Origin of the sequence: Humidisolicoccus flavus (assembly GCF_045689595.1) — a bacterium.
Taxonomy (GTDB): Bacteria; Actinomycetota; Actinomycetes; order Actinomycetales; family Microbacteriaceae; genus Humidisolicoccus; species Humidisolicoccus flavus.
This window is the reverse complement of sequence record NZ_CP142724.1, coordinates 2,147,911-2,164,896: the sequence shown is the minus strand read 5'-3', so window position 1 is coordinate 2,164,896 and position 16,986 is coordinate 2,147,911. Positions and strand designations below refer to the sequence as shown.

17 protein-coding genes are annotated in these 16,986 nt (G+C 63.8%); 9 read left to right on the top strand and 8 right to left on the bottom strand.

The genetic code is table 11. The features are described from left to right. Positions 1-5: 5 nt before the first annotated feature. Both U2H20_RS10415 and U2H20_RS10410 read right to left on the bottom strand, forming a co-directional pair. Positions 6-887, bottom strand: a complete 882-nt coding sequence (locus U2H20_RS10415; protein ID WP_430592217.1) for a GntR family transcriptional regulator — start codon at positions 885-887, stop codon at positions 6-8. 243 nt (positions 888-1,130) lie between these two features. Next, the gene (locus U2H20_RS10410; RefSeq protein ID WP_430592216.1) at positions 1,131-1,802 is read right to left on the bottom strand and encodes a GntR family transcriptional regulator; all 672 of its coding nucleotides are present in this window, start codon (positions 1,800-1,802) and stop codon (positions 1,131-1,133) included. Positions 1,803-1,896: 94 nt separating this feature from the next. Here U2H20_RS10410 and U2H20_RS10405 point away from each other — a divergent pair, with 94 nt between their 5' ends. Further along, complete coding sequence (locus U2H20_RS10405) at positions 1,897-3,195, top strand: MFS transporter (RefSeq protein WP_430592215.1); 1,299 nt, start codon at positions 1,897-1,899, stop codon at positions 3,193-3,195. Positions 3,196-3,230: 35 nt separating this feature from the next. After that, complete coding sequence (locus tag U2H20_RS10400; RefSeq protein WP_430592214.1) at positions 3,231-3,812, top strand: cysteine hydrolase family protein; 582 nt, start codon at positions 3,231-3,233, stop codon at positions 3,810-3,812. Positions 3,813-3,865: 53 nt separating this feature from the next. On the opposite strand, the gene U2H20_RS10395 is transcribed toward U2H20_RS10400, so the two are convergent. After that, on the bottom strand, positions 3,866-4,303 hold the full coding sequence (locus U2H20_RS10395; protein WP_430592213.1) for a hypothetical protein: 438 nt from the start codon (positions 4,301-4,303) through the stop codon (positions 3,866-3,868). Between the two features lie 74 nt (positions 4,304-4,377). Here U2H20_RS10395 and U2H20_RS10390 point away from each other — a divergent pair, with 74 nt between their 5' ends. The 6 genes from U2H20_RS10390 to U2H20_RS10365 all read left to right on the top strand — a co-directional run bounded on the left by U2H20_RS10390 (position 4,378) and on the right by U2H20_RS10365 (position 11,284). Further along, on the top strand, positions 4,378-5,019 hold the full coding sequence (locus U2H20_RS10390; RefSeq protein ID WP_430592212.1) for a Pr6Pr family membrane protein: 642 nt from the start codon (positions 4,378-4,380) through the stop codon (positions 5,017-5,019). A gap of 56 nt (positions 5,020-5,075) precedes the next feature. Beyond that, positions 5,076-6,056: a nitronate monooxygenase gene (locus U2H20_RS10385; RefSeq protein WP_430592211.1), complete on the top strand. Its 981-nt coding sequence runs from the start codon at positions 5,076-5,078 to the stop codon at positions 6,054-6,056. A gap of 442 nt (positions 6,057-6,498) precedes the next feature. Continuing rightward, positions 6,499-7,749, top strand: coding sequence for an ABC transporter substrate-binding protein (locus U2H20_RS10380; protein ID WP_430592210.1), 1,251 nt, complete (start codon positions 6,499-6,501; stop codon positions 7,747-7,749). A gap of 67 nt (positions 7,750-7,816) precedes the next feature. Continuing rightward, the gene (locus tag U2H20_RS10375) at positions 7,817-8,710 is read left to right on the top strand and encodes a carbohydrate ABC transporter permease (protein ID WP_430592209.1); all 894 of its coding nucleotides are present in this window, start codon (positions 7,817-7,819) and stop codon (positions 8,708-8,710) included. 10 nt (positions 8,711-8,720) lie between these two features. Continuing rightward, positions 8,721-9,548, top strand: a complete 828-nt coding sequence (locus tag U2H20_RS10370; RefSeq protein ID WP_430592208.1) for a carbohydrate ABC transporter permease — start codon at positions 8,721-8,723, stop codon at positions 9,546-9,548. 2 nt (positions 9,549-9,550) lie between these two features. After that, the gene (locus U2H20_RS10365; RefSeq protein ID WP_430592207.1) at positions 9,551-11,284 is read left to right on the top strand and encodes a DUF4091 domain-containing protein; all 1,734 of its coding nucleotides are present in this window, start codon (positions 9,551-9,553) and stop codon (positions 11,282-11,284) included. A 101-nt stretch (positions 11,285-11,385) separates the two neighbouring features. Here U2H20_RS10365 and U2H20_RS10360 read toward each other — a convergent pair whose 3' ends face one another. Genes U2H20_RS10360 through U2H20_RS10340 form a run of 5 tightly spaced genes read right to left on the bottom strand, consistent with a single transcriptional unit; the run spans position 11,386 to position 16,075 of the window. Continuing rightward, a complete protein-coding gene (locus U2H20_RS10360; protein WP_430592206.1) occupies positions 11,386-12,234 on the bottom strand; it encodes a class II fructose-bisphosphate aldolase in 849 nt (282 codons plus the stop codon). Further along, positions 12,191-13,150, bottom strand: coding sequence for a 1-phosphofructokinase family hexose kinase (locus U2H20_RS10355; protein WP_430592205.1), 960 nt, complete (start codon positions 13,148-13,150; stop codon positions 12,191-12,193). Before U2H20_RS10355 ends, U2H20_RS10360 begins: the two co-directional genes overlap by 44 nt. Continuing rightward, positions 13,147-14,256: an N-acetylglucosamine-6-phosphate deacetylase gene (locus tag U2H20_RS10350; RefSeq protein ID WP_430592204.1), complete on the bottom strand. Its 1,110-nt coding sequence runs from the start codon at positions 14,254-14,256 to the stop codon at positions 13,147-13,149. The genes U2H20_RS10355 and U2H20_RS10350 overlap by 4 nt, the downstream gene beginning before the upstream one ends. Then, a complete protein-coding gene (locus U2H20_RS10345; RefSeq protein ID WP_430592203.1) occupies positions 14,253-15,155 on the bottom strand; it encodes an ROK family protein in 903 nt (300 codons plus the stop codon). Before U2H20_RS10345 ends, U2H20_RS10350 begins: the two co-directional genes overlap by 4 nt. Continuing rightward, positions 15,155-16,075, bottom strand: a complete 921-nt coding sequence (locus U2H20_RS10340; RefSeq protein ID WP_430592202.1) for an SIS domain-containing protein — start codon at positions 16,073-16,075, stop codon at positions 15,155-15,157. Before U2H20_RS10340 ends, U2H20_RS10345 begins: the two co-directional genes overlap by 1 nt. A gap of 75 nt (positions 16,076-16,150) precedes the next feature. Here U2H20_RS10340 and U2H20_RS10335 point away from each other — a divergent pair, with 75 nt between their 5' ends. Then, positions 16,151-16,975, top strand: a complete 825-nt coding sequence (locus U2H20_RS10335) for a DeoR/GlpR family DNA-binding transcription regulator (protein WP_430592201.1) — start codon at positions 16,151-16,153, stop codon at positions 16,973-16,975. Positions 16,976-16,986: the final 11 nt, after the last annotated feature.

The window sequence follows — 16,986 nt, the reverse complement described above, 5'->3', positions numbered from 1 at the left end:
GCGGGTCAGCGTGACGGTGTGCGGTCTTTATGTTCTGGGAACGGTTTCGAAGTGTCGCTGGTCGCGACGTTTCGTTGATCCGGATACGAGCCGGAGGACTCCGCAACGGAGAGCCCTTGAGCGTCGTACCCGCTGTCGACGCTCACGCGCAGCCGATCGGTTCTGACCGAGGCGCGAGAGATGTCGACGGGGTCGTCGTTTTGGTCGTATGCGACCGCTTCGACGACGACGATGGGGTGGCCCGGTTCGAGACCGAGCAAGTGTGCGAGCTGGCGTTCGGCGCTGATCGCCTCGATCGTGCGGCGCATGCGCGTGATCCGGACGCCCGCCACGGATTCGAGTGCGGCGTACAGGCTCGCTCGTGGACGCCGGATGCTCGGGAGTACGCCCGAGAGTCTGGCGGGCATGTAGTTGAGGACGTGGACTGCGGTGAGCGGTCCGACTGAGCGCACTCGCTCCAAGACAAAGCCCTGGCCGTTGTCCTGCCCCTGGAAGACCGCGGCAGCCCACGGCGGGAGCATCTCCACGCCGGCGCGAACGATCGTTGAGGTCAGTGCACTGTCACCGTCTTGCGTGAGCTGACCGAGAAGCGCAGGGGCGCTCGGCAGCGTCCAGCTCCAGGGAGCACGAGCAGCCTCGACGAACGCTCCGCGACCTTGCTCGCGTCGAAGAAGTCCCGCCTTTTCGAGGTGCGCGAGTCCCTCGCGAACGCTCGTCCGAGAAATTCCGAAGTGTTCGCACAATTGGCTCTCGCTCGGCAGCCGGTCACCAGGAGACCAGACTCCTTGTGCAACGCCCTGTTCGAGTGCTCGCATGAGCTGGAACCAGATCGGGGATTCCGAGGCACGATCGAGCCCGGGTAGGCGATCAAGAATTTGATCAGGCATCCGAGCTCCTTATCGTCATCGACTTCGGTTGTCATGACTCTACGGAGCACACTTGTCTTCTCACTAGAGACAAGTTATGCGGCGTTATGCAGTTGTGACTTTTTCGTAGAAAGTGCGTTTGACCGGTTCTTTTTACGAAGCGTCAAGAATGCAGGTTGGGTACTGCGGCGCTGAGGGGGCAAGCGCACCGCACTCGTCATAACAAGTCAGAGCACGAGCACCAGACAAGCGGTGTTCGCAGGACTACGACTCGACCACTTCGAGCCCGTGTCCGCGAAAACGCTGTCGATCTGCACGCAGCACCCGGAGGGTCTGTTCGGCCGAAGCTCGGAGATGAGCGATCGCGAGCTCCTGCGCTCGCTGCAGATCGCGGGCCTGGAGCGCACCGACGATCGCACGGTGTTGCGCCTTGACGTCCGCGCGCTCTTCTGCCGTTCGCACGACCAGCCAGCGAGCGCGCTGCAATCGCACCATGACACCGCGCATCGCCTCGCTATAGAAGGGATTCTCTGCGATCTCGGCAAGAAGCGCATGAAAGTCGCCGCCGGCTCGAATCGCCTCTGCCGGGCCTGCCTCATCGGCCCCATCGAGCACGGCGAGAAGGTCAGCGAAATCTTCCTCGCGCGCACGCTCGACGACCAGCGCGACGATTGCCGTTTCGAGACCCTCTCGGAATTCGGTGAGCGCCCTGATCTCTGAGAGATCGATCGGGGTGACTCTCCACGCCCGACTCTCGCGGCGAATGAGCCCGTCGACTTCGAGGCGCAGGAGCGCAGCTCGGATCGGCGTTCTCGAGGCTCCGAGGTCGGTCTCGAGCGAGCGCTCTGTGACTCGCTCTCCGGGCACGTATTCGAGCGAGAGGATCCGGCCGCGCAGTTCCTCGTAGAGCGAAGCTTCTCGTCCGTCTGCGACCACGCGCGCCGTCCCCTCGTTTGGTATACCAAGCTGGTATCCCCTATCGTACCTGCATCACCACTGTCGCCCGCGCGACCTTGCTCCAGGAGCCACAATGACCGCAGCATCCGCCGTTGTGCCGCCGCGCACCGCCGTGCCTCGACGCGCGTGGCGAATGCTCGTCCTCGTCATCGCCGCGGAGATTTCAGGAACCGTACTCGTCACCACGCCCGCCTTCCTGATCCCCTACCTCCATGGTGAGCGCGGGCTCAGCCTCGCGGAAGCCGGGACGCTCGCAGGCGCACCAACACTCGGGATGGTGTGCACGCTCGTGCTCTGGGGAGCACTCGCCGATCGATTCGGCGAGCGCCGCGTCATCGTGACCGGTCTCAGCCTCGCGGCGATCGCGGCGGTGATCGCGACCCAGAGTTCGGGATTCGTGCTCCTCGGCGTCCTGCTGTTCCTCGGGGGCGCATCGACCGCGAGCGTCAATGCAGCGAGCGGCCGCACCATCACGGGGTGGTTCCCAAGAGAGCGCCGCGGACTCGTCATGGGCATTCGCCAGATGTCGCAGCCCCTCGGCGTCACCGTCTCGGCGCTCGCGATCCCCGCGCTCGCCGCCGCCGCCGCCGCCGGAGGCATTGTTCCCGCACTCGTGCTCCCCGCCGCCATGACCGCGACCATGGCACTCGCCTGCGGCTTCGCCCTCGTCAACCCTCCACGACCGGCGCGCATGCAGTCTGCAACGCACGCGACTGCGCCGAAACTGTCGGGATCCCCGAACTGGCAGCCCGCACAGAACCCACAGCCCGAGCAGAACAATCAGAACAAGCAGAACAATCCGTATTGCCGGAGCGCCTTCCTGCCACGAACACACCTCGTCTCAGCGTTGCTCGTCATCCCACAGTTCACGCTCTCCACCTTCGGCATCGTCTGGATGACGACGCAACTCTCGCTCGATGCCGCACTCGCAGGGCTCATCATCGGCGGTTCGCAAGCAATCGGCGCGGTCGGTCGAATCGTGGTCGGCCAGTTGAGCGATCGCCTCGGGAGCCGCGTGCGAGTCATCCGCGCCGTCGCGGTTGCCGGCGTCGTGGCACTCCCGGTCCTCGCGTTCGCAAGCTACTTCGAGTGGACGATCGCGGCGGTCATCATGTTTGCCGTGGCGACGACCATCAGTGTCGCCGACAACGGTCTCGCCTTCACGAATGTCGCGGAGGCAGCGGGCTCGCAGTGGCAGGGCAAAGCGCTGGGCCTCCAGAACACCGGTCAGTTCTTGACCGCAGCCGGAGTCGGCCCGGCGCTTGGCGCGCTCATCACTGTGATCGGGTATCCCTTGGCGTTCGCGACGGTCGCGGTCGCTCCCGCCCTCGCCTTCCCACTCATCCCAAAGGCCGACGAACACCGCGACTGACCCCGAAGCGCCCGTGCATCGTGCAAGATCGAGGGGTGCAGACTGCAAATTCGGGCGCTCCCGCCCTGATCGTGATCGACGTCCAAGACGCATTTTTTGAGTCGAAGTACTGGGGCGCCTCAAACAATCCAGCGTGCGAATCGAACATCGACGCCCTTGTGACCCGCTGGCAAACGCGCGGATGGCCGATCGTCATGGTCACCCACGATTCCCTCGACCCTGATTCGCCCCTGCATCCCAGCGCCGCAGGCAACGCACTGCAATCGTTCCTCGGCGAGGTCGAGCCCTCGCTCACGATCACGAAGACCGTGAATTCCTCGTTCCTCGGCACTCCCTCGCTCCACGATTGGCTTCGCGAACAGGGCATCGCCTCGATCGTGCTCTGCGGAATCCAGTCGAACATGTGCGTCGAGACGACCGCGCGCATGGGCGGCAATCTGGGGTATGAAGTGACGGTCGCGATCGACGCCACGCGCACCTTCGATCTCGCTGCGGAGATTCCGGGCCTCGGACACCTCACACGCAGCGCGGACGAACTCATGCAGGCCGCCGCGCTCAACCTCAGCGCGGGCGGATTTGCAACCGTGACGACGACCGCGGCAGTGCTCACGCAGTAGGGCCGAGCTGCGGCATCACGTGCGCGCCTTCGCAGCACGATGTGCCGCTGGCCTCAAGAAAAGAAGATCGCCGAGACTGCCGTTTCGATGACCAGCCCGATGAGCGGGGACGTGAAGGCGAGCACCAGCGCAAGGATTGCGAGCCCACGGCCCCGGTTCTTGATCATCGGATCAATCGAGACGATGAGCGCGCCGATGGCAAGGACCACGACGCCGCCGAATCCCAGCACCGACAGCAGCAGTGCTCCAGAATCGCCCTCGAGCGCGGCGAGCGCGAGCTCGGAGTTCCCCGAGACGGTATTGCGAAGAAACGCAGCAAGGATGATCGCACCGGACGCCATACCGAGCGCGAGATAGGTCAAGAAAGAGGGCGGTCCGGGCTCGCGGCGCGGCTCATCGTCGTCATCCTCGTCCCAACCCTGAACACGCTCGTCCTCCGGATTCAAGGCCGGTAGCGGTGCAGATTCGTTCTCGGGGTGCTCAGCAGTCATGGGATTCCAGTCTACGGGCGAGGTTCGTCGAGAATTGCGGCGAAAGTTACCCCGGTTTTCGTTACAGTCGATCCATGACACCAAGCCGACTTGCAGCCGTGATCTACCGGTTCGCCTTCGCACTGACAGCGCTCGCCGGAATCGCCGTCCAACTGTTCTGGGTTTCGATCCCACTCGGGCTCGGTGTCGTCAACTTCTTCAGTTACTTCACGATCCTCTCGAACCTCTTCGCGAGCATCATCTTCATCATCTCCGCGGTGCGCATCATGCAGGAGCGTGAACCGAGCGCGCTCGATGTCGCGCTCCGCGGGGCCGCAGTCGTCTACATGGTGTTCGTCGGCATCGTCTTCATCACCCTGCTTCGCGATGTTCCGCTCGGCGGGTTGAAGCCGTGGATCAACCTCGTGCACCACTACATCATGCCGGTCGCCGTGCTCCTCGACTGGATCATCTGGGCGCCTCGCCGCAAGCTGTCGTGGCGACCGGTGTTCGCATGGATGGTGTTCCCGATCGTGTACGTGATCTACTCCCTCATCCGCGGTCCGATCACCGGCTTCTACGCCTACCCCTTCTTCAACCCTGCGGTCCAGGGTGGCTATGGCGGCGTCGCGCTGTACTGCTTCTTCATGGTCATCGGCTTCGTGCTCATTGCGATCTCGGTTCGAGCCATCGGGAACGCACGGTCGAAGCCCGCACCTCCGCTCCGCACCCGTTGAGCACGAGGCCGCTTCCTCCCGCACTTCGCACGCCGAACCCGGTGTGGGTGGCGCCAATGGCGGGTGGGCCGTCGACGACCGAACTCGTCATCGCTGCAGCGCGTGCGGGGAGCTTCGCGCAACTTGCCGCGGGCTACAAATCCGTCGAGGCGCTCCGGACAGAAATCGAGACCGTCCGTGCAGCCGCGGTCACAAGTTTTGGCGTGAACCTGTTTACTCCGCCGCACCACCCGATCTCTGAAATGCAGTACGCCGAGTATGCGAGTGCTCTAGCGCCTGAGTTCACGCGTCTCGGGCTGGATAACAGGATTCCCCCCTTGCAACAGGACGACGACCTGTGGGACGAGAAACTCGCGCTGCTCTTCGAGTCACCCGTTCCGGTCGTGAGTTTCACGTTCAGCCTTCCTGAGCCCGCCGTCATCGATCGTTTCCGAAGCCTTGGCACGATCACGATGCAGACCGTGACGAACCGCGCCGAAGCACTCGCCGCAAGCGAAGCCGGCATCGATGTGCTCCTCGTGCAGGGATTTGCTGCAGGAGGACACTCGGCAGTGTGGGCGAGCAATGCCCTCCCAGCAGAAGCCGAGCTCACCGCACTCGTTCCCGAGGTGCTTGCCGTGACCCCGCTCCCTCTCGTTGCAGCGGGAGGCATTGCTGACGCTGCCGATGTCACCCGGGCTCTCAACGCTGGCGCGGCCGCGGTATCGGTGGGCACGGCAGTGCTGCTCGCACCGGAGGCTGGCACCTCGGCGCATCACAGGGCTGCGCTCTCCGACCCTGCATACTCGGCAACCGAACTCACTCGAGTCTTCACCGGGCGGTACGCACGGGCGCTCGTGAATCGCTTCGTTCGGGATCACCATGCCGAGGCGATCAGCGGATACCCGGCGGTGCACCATCTGACGAAACCCTTGCGAGCGGCCGCGGCGCGAGCCGGTGATCCTTCGGTACTGAACTTGTGGGCGGGCTCGGGCTGGAAGCGCTCGCAGGAGGCACCCCTTGCCGCGATCCTCGACAATCTCCGGCCGGACCGATGACCTGATCCGGTCGGCCTGACCGTCTCGGCGATGAGCATTTCGGCATGCGGTGATCGTTTATGATCATTTTGAGAGCGAATGTGCACTTCTTATGGAGAAGTTGGGCGCGTTCTCTGCTGTACTGCTCCGCCGACATCACCCCGTTGACGCCAGCGTCCTGATGGCCAACCCTGGCCAATCTGTGCATTTCCATTGATCTTCCGGGCAACGACGCTCGTCGCCTGCCCAATTTTCGTGCGCCTACGACTCGAAAGTCAGGCTCGGATCAGAAAGATTGCGATCCGGTAAAGATGATCGGAAATGTTTATTTTCTGTTAACAAACGATAAGATCGAGCAAACGCGTGCTCGCGAATGGTTAACGTTGACCGAGATGGTAGGTGTCTCTCTCGACGTCACACCTGCATGATCACGGACCTCGCACGACACGAAGTGGAGACACGAATGAAGAAGCATTCCCACAAAGCGGCAGCGGCTCTCGCACTGACCGCACTCCTCGGCCTCACCGCCTGTTCCTCCGATGGTGGCGGTAGCCAAGACAGCATCTCGCTGTGGCTCCCGACGCTCGCGAGCGACGACACGGTCATTGAAGAGGAAGCCTGGGCCGAAATCCTCGCTCCCTTCGAAGCCGAGCACGACGTCAAGGTGAACGTCACCATCACGCCATGGTCGAACTACGAAGAGAAGTACCTCACGGGCATCTCCTCGGGCGCCGGCCCAGACGTTGGCTACATGTACAACGAAATGATGGGTGACTACATCGACCAGGGCGCGATCGTGCCGTTCGACGAGTACCTCACCGCAGATGCACTGCCGGACCACAACTACCTCGAGCAGGGCCAGGTCGACGGCCAGCAGTACGCACTGCCCTTCGTCGTCGGAGGCGCCCGCATCATCTACGTCAACCAGGACATCCTCGACGAAGCGGGCGTGACCGAGCTTCCAGAAACCTGGGACGACTACCTCGCCGCATCCGCGCAGATCGCGGCAGCCGGCTTCACCCCGACCGCACAGCCATGGGGCGCGAGCGACCGCGGCATGCTCGCGGAATCGTTCATCCCGCTCCTGTGGCAGGCCGGCGGCGAGCTCTTCACCGAAGACGGCAGCGCCACCGCGTTCAACTCGCCAGAGGGCATCGAAGCAGCGACGTTCATCAAGACCCTGCTCGATGAGGGCTACATGGCCTCGAACGTCAGCGGCCTGAACGCCGACGAAACCCGCCAGCAGTTCTTGAACGGCGACGTTGCGTTCTACCTCGACTCCGAGTCGTGGAAGGGTGAAGTCGACGCCGCCGGAATCAACGTCAGCGTCATCGACTCGCTCATGAATGTCGAACAGGGCACCTTCATTGCAACTGACTCGCTCGTCCTCATGGATGCTTGCGACGACAAGCAGCTCTGCACCGACCTCGTCACGTTCATCGAGTCCGGCCCGCAGATGGAACAGTTCCACAAGTGGGCTGACTACCCGCCGATCGGTTCCGACGAGACCGTCGAATCCGACAACGAACTGATCTCGCTCTACACCGAAGGCGCAGAGATCCTTCGGCCATTCCCGGTCGTCACCGGAAGCTCCGCGGTCTACAACAGCCTCTATCAGAACCTGCAGCAGATGGTTCTCGGCCAGAAGACCCCAGAGCAGGCGCTCAGCGATGCCGCGAAAGACGGCGACGCAGCGCTGAACTCCGCAGGATAGCCACGCGTGAGGCGGGTGCACGTCACCCGCCTCACCGCTGTCCACAAATTCGCAACCGGAGAACCAAATGCCTCGAGTAAAACAGCGTCCGCAAGGGCTGGCCACGCGCTATAGCGGCGTCGCGTTCGTGACGCCGAGCTTCATCATCCTCACGGTGATCGTCGTGATCCCGATCATCATGACGCTGTACTTCAGCTTCACCTCGTACTCGATTCTCGGCTCCCCTAACTGGAGCGGAACGGCCAACTACGAGCGTCTGGTCGCAGACGAGGCATTCCGCTCCGCACTCGGGAACACCGCGATCTACACCTTGATCTCGGTGCCGCTGCAAACGGTCATCTCGCTTCTCGTCGCGGCCCTCCTCGCGGCCCGGTTCCGCAATCGCATGGGCGGCTTCGTCCGCTCGGCGCTGTTCATCCCCGTGATGTCCTCCATGATCGTCGTCGGAACGGTCTGGCGGTTCATCTTCGGCACCGACGACGGCCTGATGAACGCGATGCTCGGCGCCTTCGGGATCGACGGCGTCAACGTTCTCGGCAATCCGCAGCTCGCGCTGCTCGCAGTCTCACTCGTCACGGTCTGGAAGAACATCGGCTACTTCCTCGTGATCTACTACGCAGCGATCATGGAGATCCCGCGCGAACTCTATGAAGCCTCGTCGATTGACGGCGCAGGTCCGTTCAAGCAGTTCCGCTTCATCACGATCCCAGCGCTTCGCCCCATCACGTTCCTCGTCGTCATCCTCGGCACGATCTGGTCGTTCCAGGTGTTCGACCTCGTCTACACGATGACCGGCGGAGGCCCCGGTGGTGCAACGGTGACGCTCGTCATGGCGATCTACCAGGCCGGATTCAAGAACTACCAGATGGGCTACGCCAGTGCGATGGCGATCGTCCTGTTCGTGATCGTGCTCGTCATCGCAATCGTCCAGCGCCGACTGCTTGCGAAGTCCAATGTTTAGGAGCGCCCCAGTGAACCCAGCACGGAAAAAGAGTTCGCCGCTCGTCACCGGAGCAGCGAACCTCATCGTCATCGGTCTGGTCGCACTCGCGATCCTGCCGTTCCTGTTCATGATCGTCACGAGTGTGCAGAACACCACGCGGATCTCGATCGCCTTCGACCCTGCCAAGTTCGATCTCAGCAATTACGTGAAGCTCTTCACGATCTACGGCTTCGGCCCGGCACTCGTCACGAGCGTGATCGTCGTCGTCCTCGCGTGCCTCGTCAACCTGATCGTGTGCTCGCTCGCCGCGTTCGCATTCGCGAAGAAGCCGTTCCCCGGGTCGGAACCGCTGTTCTGGGTCTACGTCGCAACAATGATGGTGCCCGGCCAGGTCACGCTCATTCCGCTGTTCACGATCATGCGCGACCTCGGCCTGCTGAACACCTATCTCGCGCTGTTCCTGCCGGTCATCAACGCCTTCGGCGTCTTCCTGATCCGTCAGTTCATGGGCAACGTCCCCGACGAACTCCTCGAAGCAGCACGTATCGACGGTGCGAGCGACATGCGCGTGTTCGCGTTCATCGTCGTCCCCCTGATCAAGCCGGTGCTCGTTGCGCTCACGGTCTTCACCTTCATCACGACGTGGAACGACTTCCTGTGGCCGCTCGTCTCGATCACCGACGACCAAATGCAGACCGTGACGCTCGCGGCTTCGAAACTGCAGAGCAAGTTCACGACGCAATACGGGCTCGTGATGGCCGGTGCCGCAGTCTCCTTCGCCGTCCCCTTCGTCATGTACATGTTCCTGCAGCGTCAGTTCGTCGAAGGCATCACCTCCAGTGGAGTGAAAGGCTAAGCATGCACACCACCGTTCAGCACACCCGCACGGCCTGGACCTTCCTCGTGTGCGACTCGCTCGAGAAAGTGCTCTCCGACCGGACGCCCCGGGCGCTCGACATGAGCATTCCCCTGCTCGGATACCGGGGCGGCCGCGTCAGCGTGCAACTCGCCTACCAGCCCCCTGCGGCCGGCTCGACCTCGGCACTGCACGATCTCATCGTCTCGACCGGTCAGCCCGAGGGCGTCAGTTCGACGCTCGGCGCCGTCGATCTCGTTCCCTGCACGCTCCTCGCGTTCGACGATCACGACGACGACTACCTGGTCGACACCCCCGGGCTCTACCCAGACCCGATCCGCCCCGTACCGAACGGACGGTTCGCGCCACTGCTCGGCAGCTGGCGCTCGGTCTGGGTCGAGTTCGAGATCGCCGACACCGCGCCCGCCGGAGCCCACGAGGTTGCGATCACCGTGCACAAGGCCAGCGGCTCGGATGCGGACCTGACGACCATGACGGACGCCGCGGCGAGCGAGCCCTTGTTCACCGCGACGATCCCGTTCGAAATCGTCGACGCGAGCCTCCCGGCGCTCCCGATCGTCAACACGCACTGGTTCCACTGCGATGGCCTTGCGACGTACTACGGCGTTGAGGTCTTCAGCGAAGAGCACTGGGCGATCATCGACCAGTTCCTCGGGGCTGCAGCAGATCTGAGCATCAACTCGATCCTCACGCCCACCTGGACGCCACCGCTCGACACCGCAATCGGTGGCACCCGCCTACCAACGCAGCTCATCGAGATCACCGATCCTGGCAATGAGCAGTACACCTTCGACTTCTCGAAGCTGCACCGCTGGCTCGAACTGTGCAAGCAGCACGGGGTGCGCTCGATTGAGATTGCACACCTCTTCACGCAGTGGGGCGCGAGCGCGACCCCGGCGATCTGGGTGCAGACGGCACAGGGCCCGGAGCAGCGCTTCGGCTGGGACGTCCCTGCGACCGCGCCCTCGTATCGAACCCTGTTGGAGCAGCTCCTTCCCGCGCTTCGAAGTGAACTCAACGAGCACTGGGCGGAGGGCTCCGTGCTGTTCCACATCTCCGACGAACCAACGGAAGCGCAACTGCCGAGTTACCTTGCCGCACGGAACGTCGTCGACGATCTCCTGGACGGCTGCACGATCGCCGATGCGCTCAGCGACTACGAACTCTTCGCCAGCGGCACCGTGCCGCTGCCGATCGTCGCGACCAACGCCGCTCAGCCCTTCCTCGACGCGGAAGTGTCGCCGCTGTGGCTCTACTACTGCGTCGCGCAGAACCGTGATGTCTCGAACCACTTCATTGCGCAGCCAGCCGCGCGAAACCGAGTCATCGGGACGCAGCTCTGGTCGAGCGGGGCAGCAGGGTTCTTGCACTGGGGCTTCAACTTCTACAACACGCAATTCTCGACCCGGACGATCGACCCGTTCCACGACACGAGCGCCGGCGACGGCTTCTTGGCCGGCGACTCGTTCTTGGTGTACCCGGGTCCAGGCGGTCGAGCCTGGCATTCGATCCGTTCGAAAGTGTTCGCAGAAGCAATGGATGACCACCGCGCGATGAGCTTGCTCGCGAGCCTCAGCGACGAAGACTCGGTGCGAGCGCTCGTCGATCCGAGCGGAACGCTCACGCTTTCGAGCTACCCACGCGATCCGAACCACTACCGACGGACGTGGCTCTCCATCGGGCGAGCAGTCCAGGCCGCAGTGACCGCAGCATAAACAGCTCGCGGCCCCCGCGAACTGCTGCACCTCCCCCACAGACGAAAACCCGGCGCTCCTCACCTGAGGGCACCGGGTTTTTGTTGTTGCGAACCGAGTGTTTAGGCCGTGAGCACGCCCGTCGGCTGTGCGAGCAGACGAAGCAGGCGCTCGGTCTCCTGCGCCATGATCGAGCGCGCAGGTCCGATGTACTTGCGCGGGTCGCTGAGACGCTCGCTGTCGCCGAGCACCCGACGTACTTCGTTCGTGAACAGCGAGTTGACGTGGGTCGAAATGTTGATCTTCGCCATTCCCGCGCGAACTGCGGCCTGCAATTGCGCGTCATCAAGGCTCGACGAACCGTGGAGGACGAGCGGCAACGGCACGGTCGCGGCAATGCGCTCGATCAGATCGACATCGACCGCGAGATCACGCTCTGCCTTCGCGTGCGAACTCCCGACCGCAACCGCGAGGAGATCCACATTCGTCGCTGCTGCGAACGCAGCGGCCTCGGCAGGATCGGTGCGAATGCCGGGAGCGTGGACGCCGTCCTTCCCACCGACCTCGCCGATCTCGGCCTCCATGCTGACGCCGCGCTCATGACCCCAGGCGGTCAGTGCCTTCGTGCGGGCAACGTTCTCCTCGTACGGCGAGGTCGAAGCATCGAACATGACCGAATCGACCCCGAGTGCGACGACGGAGCGAACGAGTTCTTCGTTGCTCGCGTGGTCGAGGTGCACGACCACGTCCGTCGATGCAGAGCGAGCAATCGCAAGGGTTGCTGCGACGATCGCGTCTGGCCGTCCGTGGTACTTGATGCAGTTCTCGCTCAACTGCAAGATGATCGGAAGCTGTGCCGCTTCCGCAGCGGTGACGAGCGCCTCCGCATGCTCGATCAGAATGACGTTGAATGCGCCAACCGCACCGTCACCCCTCGATTGCAGGACCGTCTGCATCGATGCTTGTGGCAACTTCGTTCTCCTTCAATTGAGTGTGCGCGACGAACGTCGCGACCTGAGCAAGATCAATAGCGCCCGCGGTCGGGCTGAGGACTGCTGCGGCACCGCACGCGGCGGCTCGCTGCAGGGTTTCGTCGCTGAGCACACCGTCGCGGTCGATACCGAATGCGAGCGCGGCGACGGTTGCATCGCCCGCGCCGGTCGGGTTGCCCTGCAGCGTCGGGATTCCCGTCACCACGGTGATGCCGGAATCGTCAACGCGAGCGAGGCCGTCCTTTCCGAGCGAAACCACGACGGTGCCAGCGCCCCAAGCGCGGAGGGTTGCGGCTCCGGAGCGCCAATCGGATTCTCCAGTGACTTCGCGGAGTTCGTGCTGGTTCGGCTTCACATAGTCGGCTCCCGCGCGCGCCGCATGTTCGAGCGCGTCACCGCTGGAGTCGACGAGCGTTGCCCGGCCCGCTGCTGAGGCGGCGCGGACGAGCGCTGCCAGCGTCTCGGGCGTGACACCTGGAGGGAGACTTCCGCTGACGACGAGCAGGTCTCCCGCTTTGGTCGCGCCGAGCACGTGCTCCGTGAGCGCTGACCATTCGTCCGCCGAGACCATCGGGCCACGTTCGTACAGACCGGTCGCTTCCGCCGCACCGCTGTCGACGACAACGGTCGTCCGGGTTTCTTCTGCGAGGTCAACGACAAGCACGCGATGCCCGAGCTCCAACATCTCCGAACGCACTCGCTCGCCCGTCGGCCCCCCGAGTGGCAGCACCGACAACGGAGATACGCCCAGTTGCCGCAGGACCTGCGCGACGTTGACGCCTTTGCCGCCGGCTTGTCGACGAACGACCTGCACTCGATTGACGGCACCGAGCGCGATCGCCGGGGTGCGGTAGGTCACATCGAGCGCGGGGTTCGGGGTGAGGACCGCGATCACAGCCAGCGCCCATTTCGGAGCACCCGTGGCGCCTGCGACGCACCGAGCACCACGAGATCTGCGGTCTTGCCCGGCGCGATCCGCCCATGCGTTGCCATCCCGTAGGCGTCGGCAACGTTGGAGGTCACCCAGGCGATCGCAGCATCGTGCACGCCTTCAATCGCTCTCGTGCGCTGCACGATGGCGAGGAGTGCAGTCGTGCCTCCCGCGAGCGAGCCGGTCTCGCGCGTGCGGGCGATTCCATTGGTCACTCGGACAGCGCTGCCCGCAACCGTGTGGTCACCATCGGCGAGTCCTGCTGCCGCCATCGCGTCGGAGACGAGCATCACAGAGCCCTGCGCGGCGTTCGCGACGGTCGTCACGGTGTCGTCGGCCAGGTGGATTCCGTCGGCGATGAGTTCGACCGAGACAGACTTAGCGTTCAGCATTGCGCCAACGACGCCTGGCTCACGGTGCGAGAACGGGCGCATGCCGTTGAACAGGTGGGTGGCGACGCTCGCCCCCGCGTCGATCGCTCGCTGCGTGGTCGCAGCATCCGCATCGGTATGGCCGAGCGCAACGGTGACTCCGTGGGCGATGGCTGTCTGGATGAGCGTGAGCGCGCCCTCGAGTTCGGGAGCGAGGGTGATCGAGCGAATCGTGCCCTCACCGGCCTCCAGGAAGGCTTCGAGCGCTGCAAGGTTCGGAGTCTGGAGGAGCTCTGCGGAATGCGCTCCTCGGCGCTCCTGCGACAGGAATGGCCCCTCAAGGTGCAGACCTTCGAACACCCGGTCATGGACGAGGGGCGCGAGACGGCGGATCTGCGAACGCATCGCGTGCGTCGTCCCGGTTGCGATGCTCGCAAAGGTGCGGGTCACCCCGTGCTGCCACTGCAGGCGCGCGAACTCGCCCGCCTCGAACTGTGTACAGGCGGCGAGGTCAATCCCCCACCCGCCGTGAACGTGTGTGTCGATGAGACCCGGGATCACAAGGCCGTCGAGCATTTCGAATTCGTGCTCGGGAATCCCCGGACCCGTCGCAACGATGCGATCGTCCTCGACCACGATCCAACCCGGTTGGAGTTGGGCGTCGAGATACACGGTGTTCGAGGCGTAGCGAGTGGTCATGCGATCTCCCTCGGGTGCGGGACATACGCAGCATCAGCCAAGCGTGCAGCGCCGTGCAGCGCCGCGAGATCCCCGAGCTGGGCGGCAACCACGGGCACGCGGGGCACATCGCCGAGACGCTCGTCGATCGCGGTTTGCAGCGGGTCGAACAGGAGCGGTCCGCTCAGGGCGAGTCCGCCGCCGATCACGATCGCGTCTGGTGCTCGAAGCGCGGTGACCCAGGTCACGACGTCTGCGATCACTTCGACCGCGTGCTGCCAGATTTCAGCCGCACGAGAGTCCCCGCTTCGGACCAGCTCGGCCGCGGCTGCAGCGTTTCGCACGCCGAGTCTGCGCGCGATGCCCGCGGCGGAGGCGAGCGATTCGAGCGACTCGCCGATGCCTGATTGCCCTGAGGTGCCAGCTCGCGAGGGCAGCACTGATCGCAAATGACCGATCTCGCCGGCCCAACCTCGTTCGGCGAGCGAGCCGTCCGGCATGACCGTCGCAACCGAGAAGCCCGTGCCAATCGGCAGAAAGCTGATCGTCTGTTGCGTCTCACCGCGGACCACGAGTGCTTCTGCGAGCGCCGCAGCGCCGACGTCGTGCCCGAAGCGGATGTCACAATCGAGGTGCGCGCGAAGGAGTGCGGCAATTGCTACGTCATTCCAACCGAGATTGACCGATCGCACGACCGTCTGCGTCTCGTGATCGACGATGCCGGGTGCGACGAGTCCCAGCGAAGTGCTCCCCGCCGTGCCGAGCATTGCTCGAACCGCGGCCGCGATTGCAGCGGCGGTTGCCGAACCGTCAGCGTCGCCCTGAGGGGTGGGAATACGGTGCAGGTCGCGGAGTCCATCGGGAGTCACGCGCGCCAATTTGACGCTCGTACCCCCGATGTCCACCGCGACCTTCTGCATTATGCGGCGCTCGTCGAGTCCAGGATCACGGAGCGCGTCAGGTTACGAGGCGCGTCAGGGTTGAGCCCCTGCGCGAGCGACTTCGCGAGCGCGAAACGCTGCGCAACCATGAGGCCTGCCTGCGGGTCGAGCTCCGGGTGCTCCACGAGCGTGCCACCGGTCTCCGCGAACTGCTCTGCGAGACCCTCGGGCAGCTCACCGAAGCTCCAGAGCAAGCGGCCCGGCTGAGCGATCGAGATCGGTCCGTGACGGTAGTCCATCGAGGGGTATGCCTCGGTCCAGAATTGCGCGGCCTCGCGGCACTTCAGCGCGGCCTCCTGAGCGATTCCAACGCTCATGCCGGTGCCGATGAAGGTGATCTGCTCTGCGTCGATCAGGGCATCGATATCGATCGTGAGCGCAGCTTCTGCATCGTTGGCGAGCTGCTCGACATCGTGGCCGAGCCCCGCTCGCAGGAAGGTGAGCGCGGTGGTCGCGAAGCGAGTCTGCACAACAGACTGCTCGTCGGCGAACTCGAGCGCAACGGTGTGGTCTGCGTGCTCGGTTGCCGGGGAACCGGCAACACCGGTGATCACGGTGCTGGGCGTTCCGCGGTTCGCAGCGAGCAGGTCGATGACCTCGGTCGTCGTTCCGGAGCGCGTGATCGCGACGATGCGGTCATACTGACGACCCTTCGGGAACTCGGACCCGGCGAATGCGTCGGTCTCGCCAGCACCGGCGGATTCACGCAGCACTGCGTAACTCATGGCCATGAACCAGCTGGTTCCGCAACCGACGACAGCGACTCGTTCGCCAGGCTGTGGGAGTGCCGCTGCATGTTCTGAGGCTACTGATCCCGCTTGACGCCAGCAATCCGGCTGAGATGCGAGCTCTTCTTCAATAAAAAACGACACGTGGGGTCCCTCCAAGGCACCGAACATAGATTGTTATTGCCGCTATTGATCCCGAAACGATCAAAAACGAGCATCTACCGATCATCATGCCAGAAAATAGATATGATCGATACTTCTACGGAGGATGGAATTGTGACGCAGCAACAGAGACTCAACCTCCTGCTCGACGCTCTCGCGCAAGTCGGCCAGTTGACGGTCGCCGAGATCGCCGAACGATTCCAGATCTCCGACGCGACCGCCAGGCGCGATCTCAACTTTTTGGCGGATCGCAGGCTGGTTACCCGAACTCACGGCGGTGCCGTTTCGGTCGGCGCGGCGTACGAACTGCCCCTGCAATACAAGATCGCGCGGAACGCTGAAGCCAAGCAGAGCATCGCCACGCTCGCCGCATCGCTCGTCAAACCTGGCGACGTTATCGGACTCACAGGAGGCACGACGACGAGTGAGGTCGCTCGAGCACTCGGGCAATCCGCGCATTTGCAATCAAACGACAACTCGACCGAACCGCAGCTCACGATCGTGACGAACGCGCTGAACATCGCCTACGAAATGGCGATCCGGCCCAATATCAAGATCGTCACGACCGGTGGCGTTGCCAAATCGCGCACGTTCGAACTCGTCGGGCCGCTCGTCGGCCATGCAGTTGCGAGCATGACGCTCGATTGGGCGATGATCGGCGTCGACGGCCTGCACCCTCGATTCGGGGCGACCACGGTCGACGAGGCAGAAGCCGAAGTGAACCGCCTTCTGGCGGAAGCGGCTCGCAACGTCGCAATCGTCGCCGACTTCTCCAAGATGAATCAGTCGGCATTCGGTCGCATCTGCACGATGGCCGACCTCGATGTGATCGTCACCGACCAGGAGCCGCCGGCGGAGATCCGCGAAGAAGCGCGCAAGTCGAACATCGAGATCTTGATCCCGAGCTAGGTCAATCGCGC

What these genes read in the sequence shown, in the direction of transcription:
- U2H20_RS10415 (WP_430592217.1), bottom strand. Translation starts at nt 887, where the DNA reads ATGCCTGATCAAATTCTTGATCGCCTACCCGGGCTCGATCGTGCCTCG.
- U2H20_RS10385 (WP_430592211.1), top strand. Translation starts at nt 5,076, where the DNA reads ATGGCGGGTGGGCCGTCGACGACCGAACTCGTCATCGCTGCAGCGCGT.
- U2H20_RS10380 (WP_430592210.1), top strand. Translation starts at nt 6,499, where the DNA reads ATGAAGAAGCATTCCCACAAAGCGGCAGCGGCTCTCGCACTGACCGCA.
- U2H20_RS10345 (WP_430592203.1), bottom strand. Translation starts at nt 15,155, where the DNA reads ATGCAGAAGGTCGCGGTGGACATCGGGGGTACGAGCGTCAAATTGGCG.
- U2H20_RS10365 (WP_430592207.1), top strand. Translation starts at nt 9,551, where the DNA reads ATGCACACCACCGTTCAGCACACCCGCACGGCCTGGACCTTCCTCGTG.
- U2H20_RS10395 (WP_430592213.1), bottom strand. Translation starts at nt 4,303, where the DNA reads ATGACTGCTGAGCACCCCGAGAACGAATCTGCACCGCTACCGGCCTTG.
- U2H20_RS10335 (WP_430592201.1), top strand. Translation starts at nt 16,151, where the DNA reads ATGATCGATACTTCTACGGAGGATGGAATTGTGACGCAGCAACAGAGA.
- U2H20_RS10340 (WP_430592202.1), bottom strand. Translation starts at nt 16,075, where the DNA reads ATGTTCGGTGCCTTGGAGGGACCCCACGTGTCGTTTTTTATTGAAGAA.
- U2H20_RS10375 (WP_430592209.1), top strand. Translation starts at nt 7,817, where the DNA reads ATGCCTCGAGTAAAACAGCGTCCGCAAGGGCTGGCCACGCGCTATAGC.
- U2H20_RS10350 (WP_430592204.1), bottom strand. Translation starts at nt 14,256, where the DNA reads ATGACCACTCGCTACGCCTCGAACACCGTGTATCTCGACGCCCAACTC.
- U2H20_RS10390 (WP_430592212.1), top strand. Translation starts at nt 4,378, where the DNA reads ATGACACCAAGCCGACTTGCAGCCGTGATCTACCGGTTCGCCTTCGCA.
- U2H20_RS10405 (WP_430592215.1), top strand. Translation starts at nt 1,897, where the DNA reads ATGACCGCAGCATCCGCCGTTGTGCCGCCGCGCACCGCCGTGCCTCGA.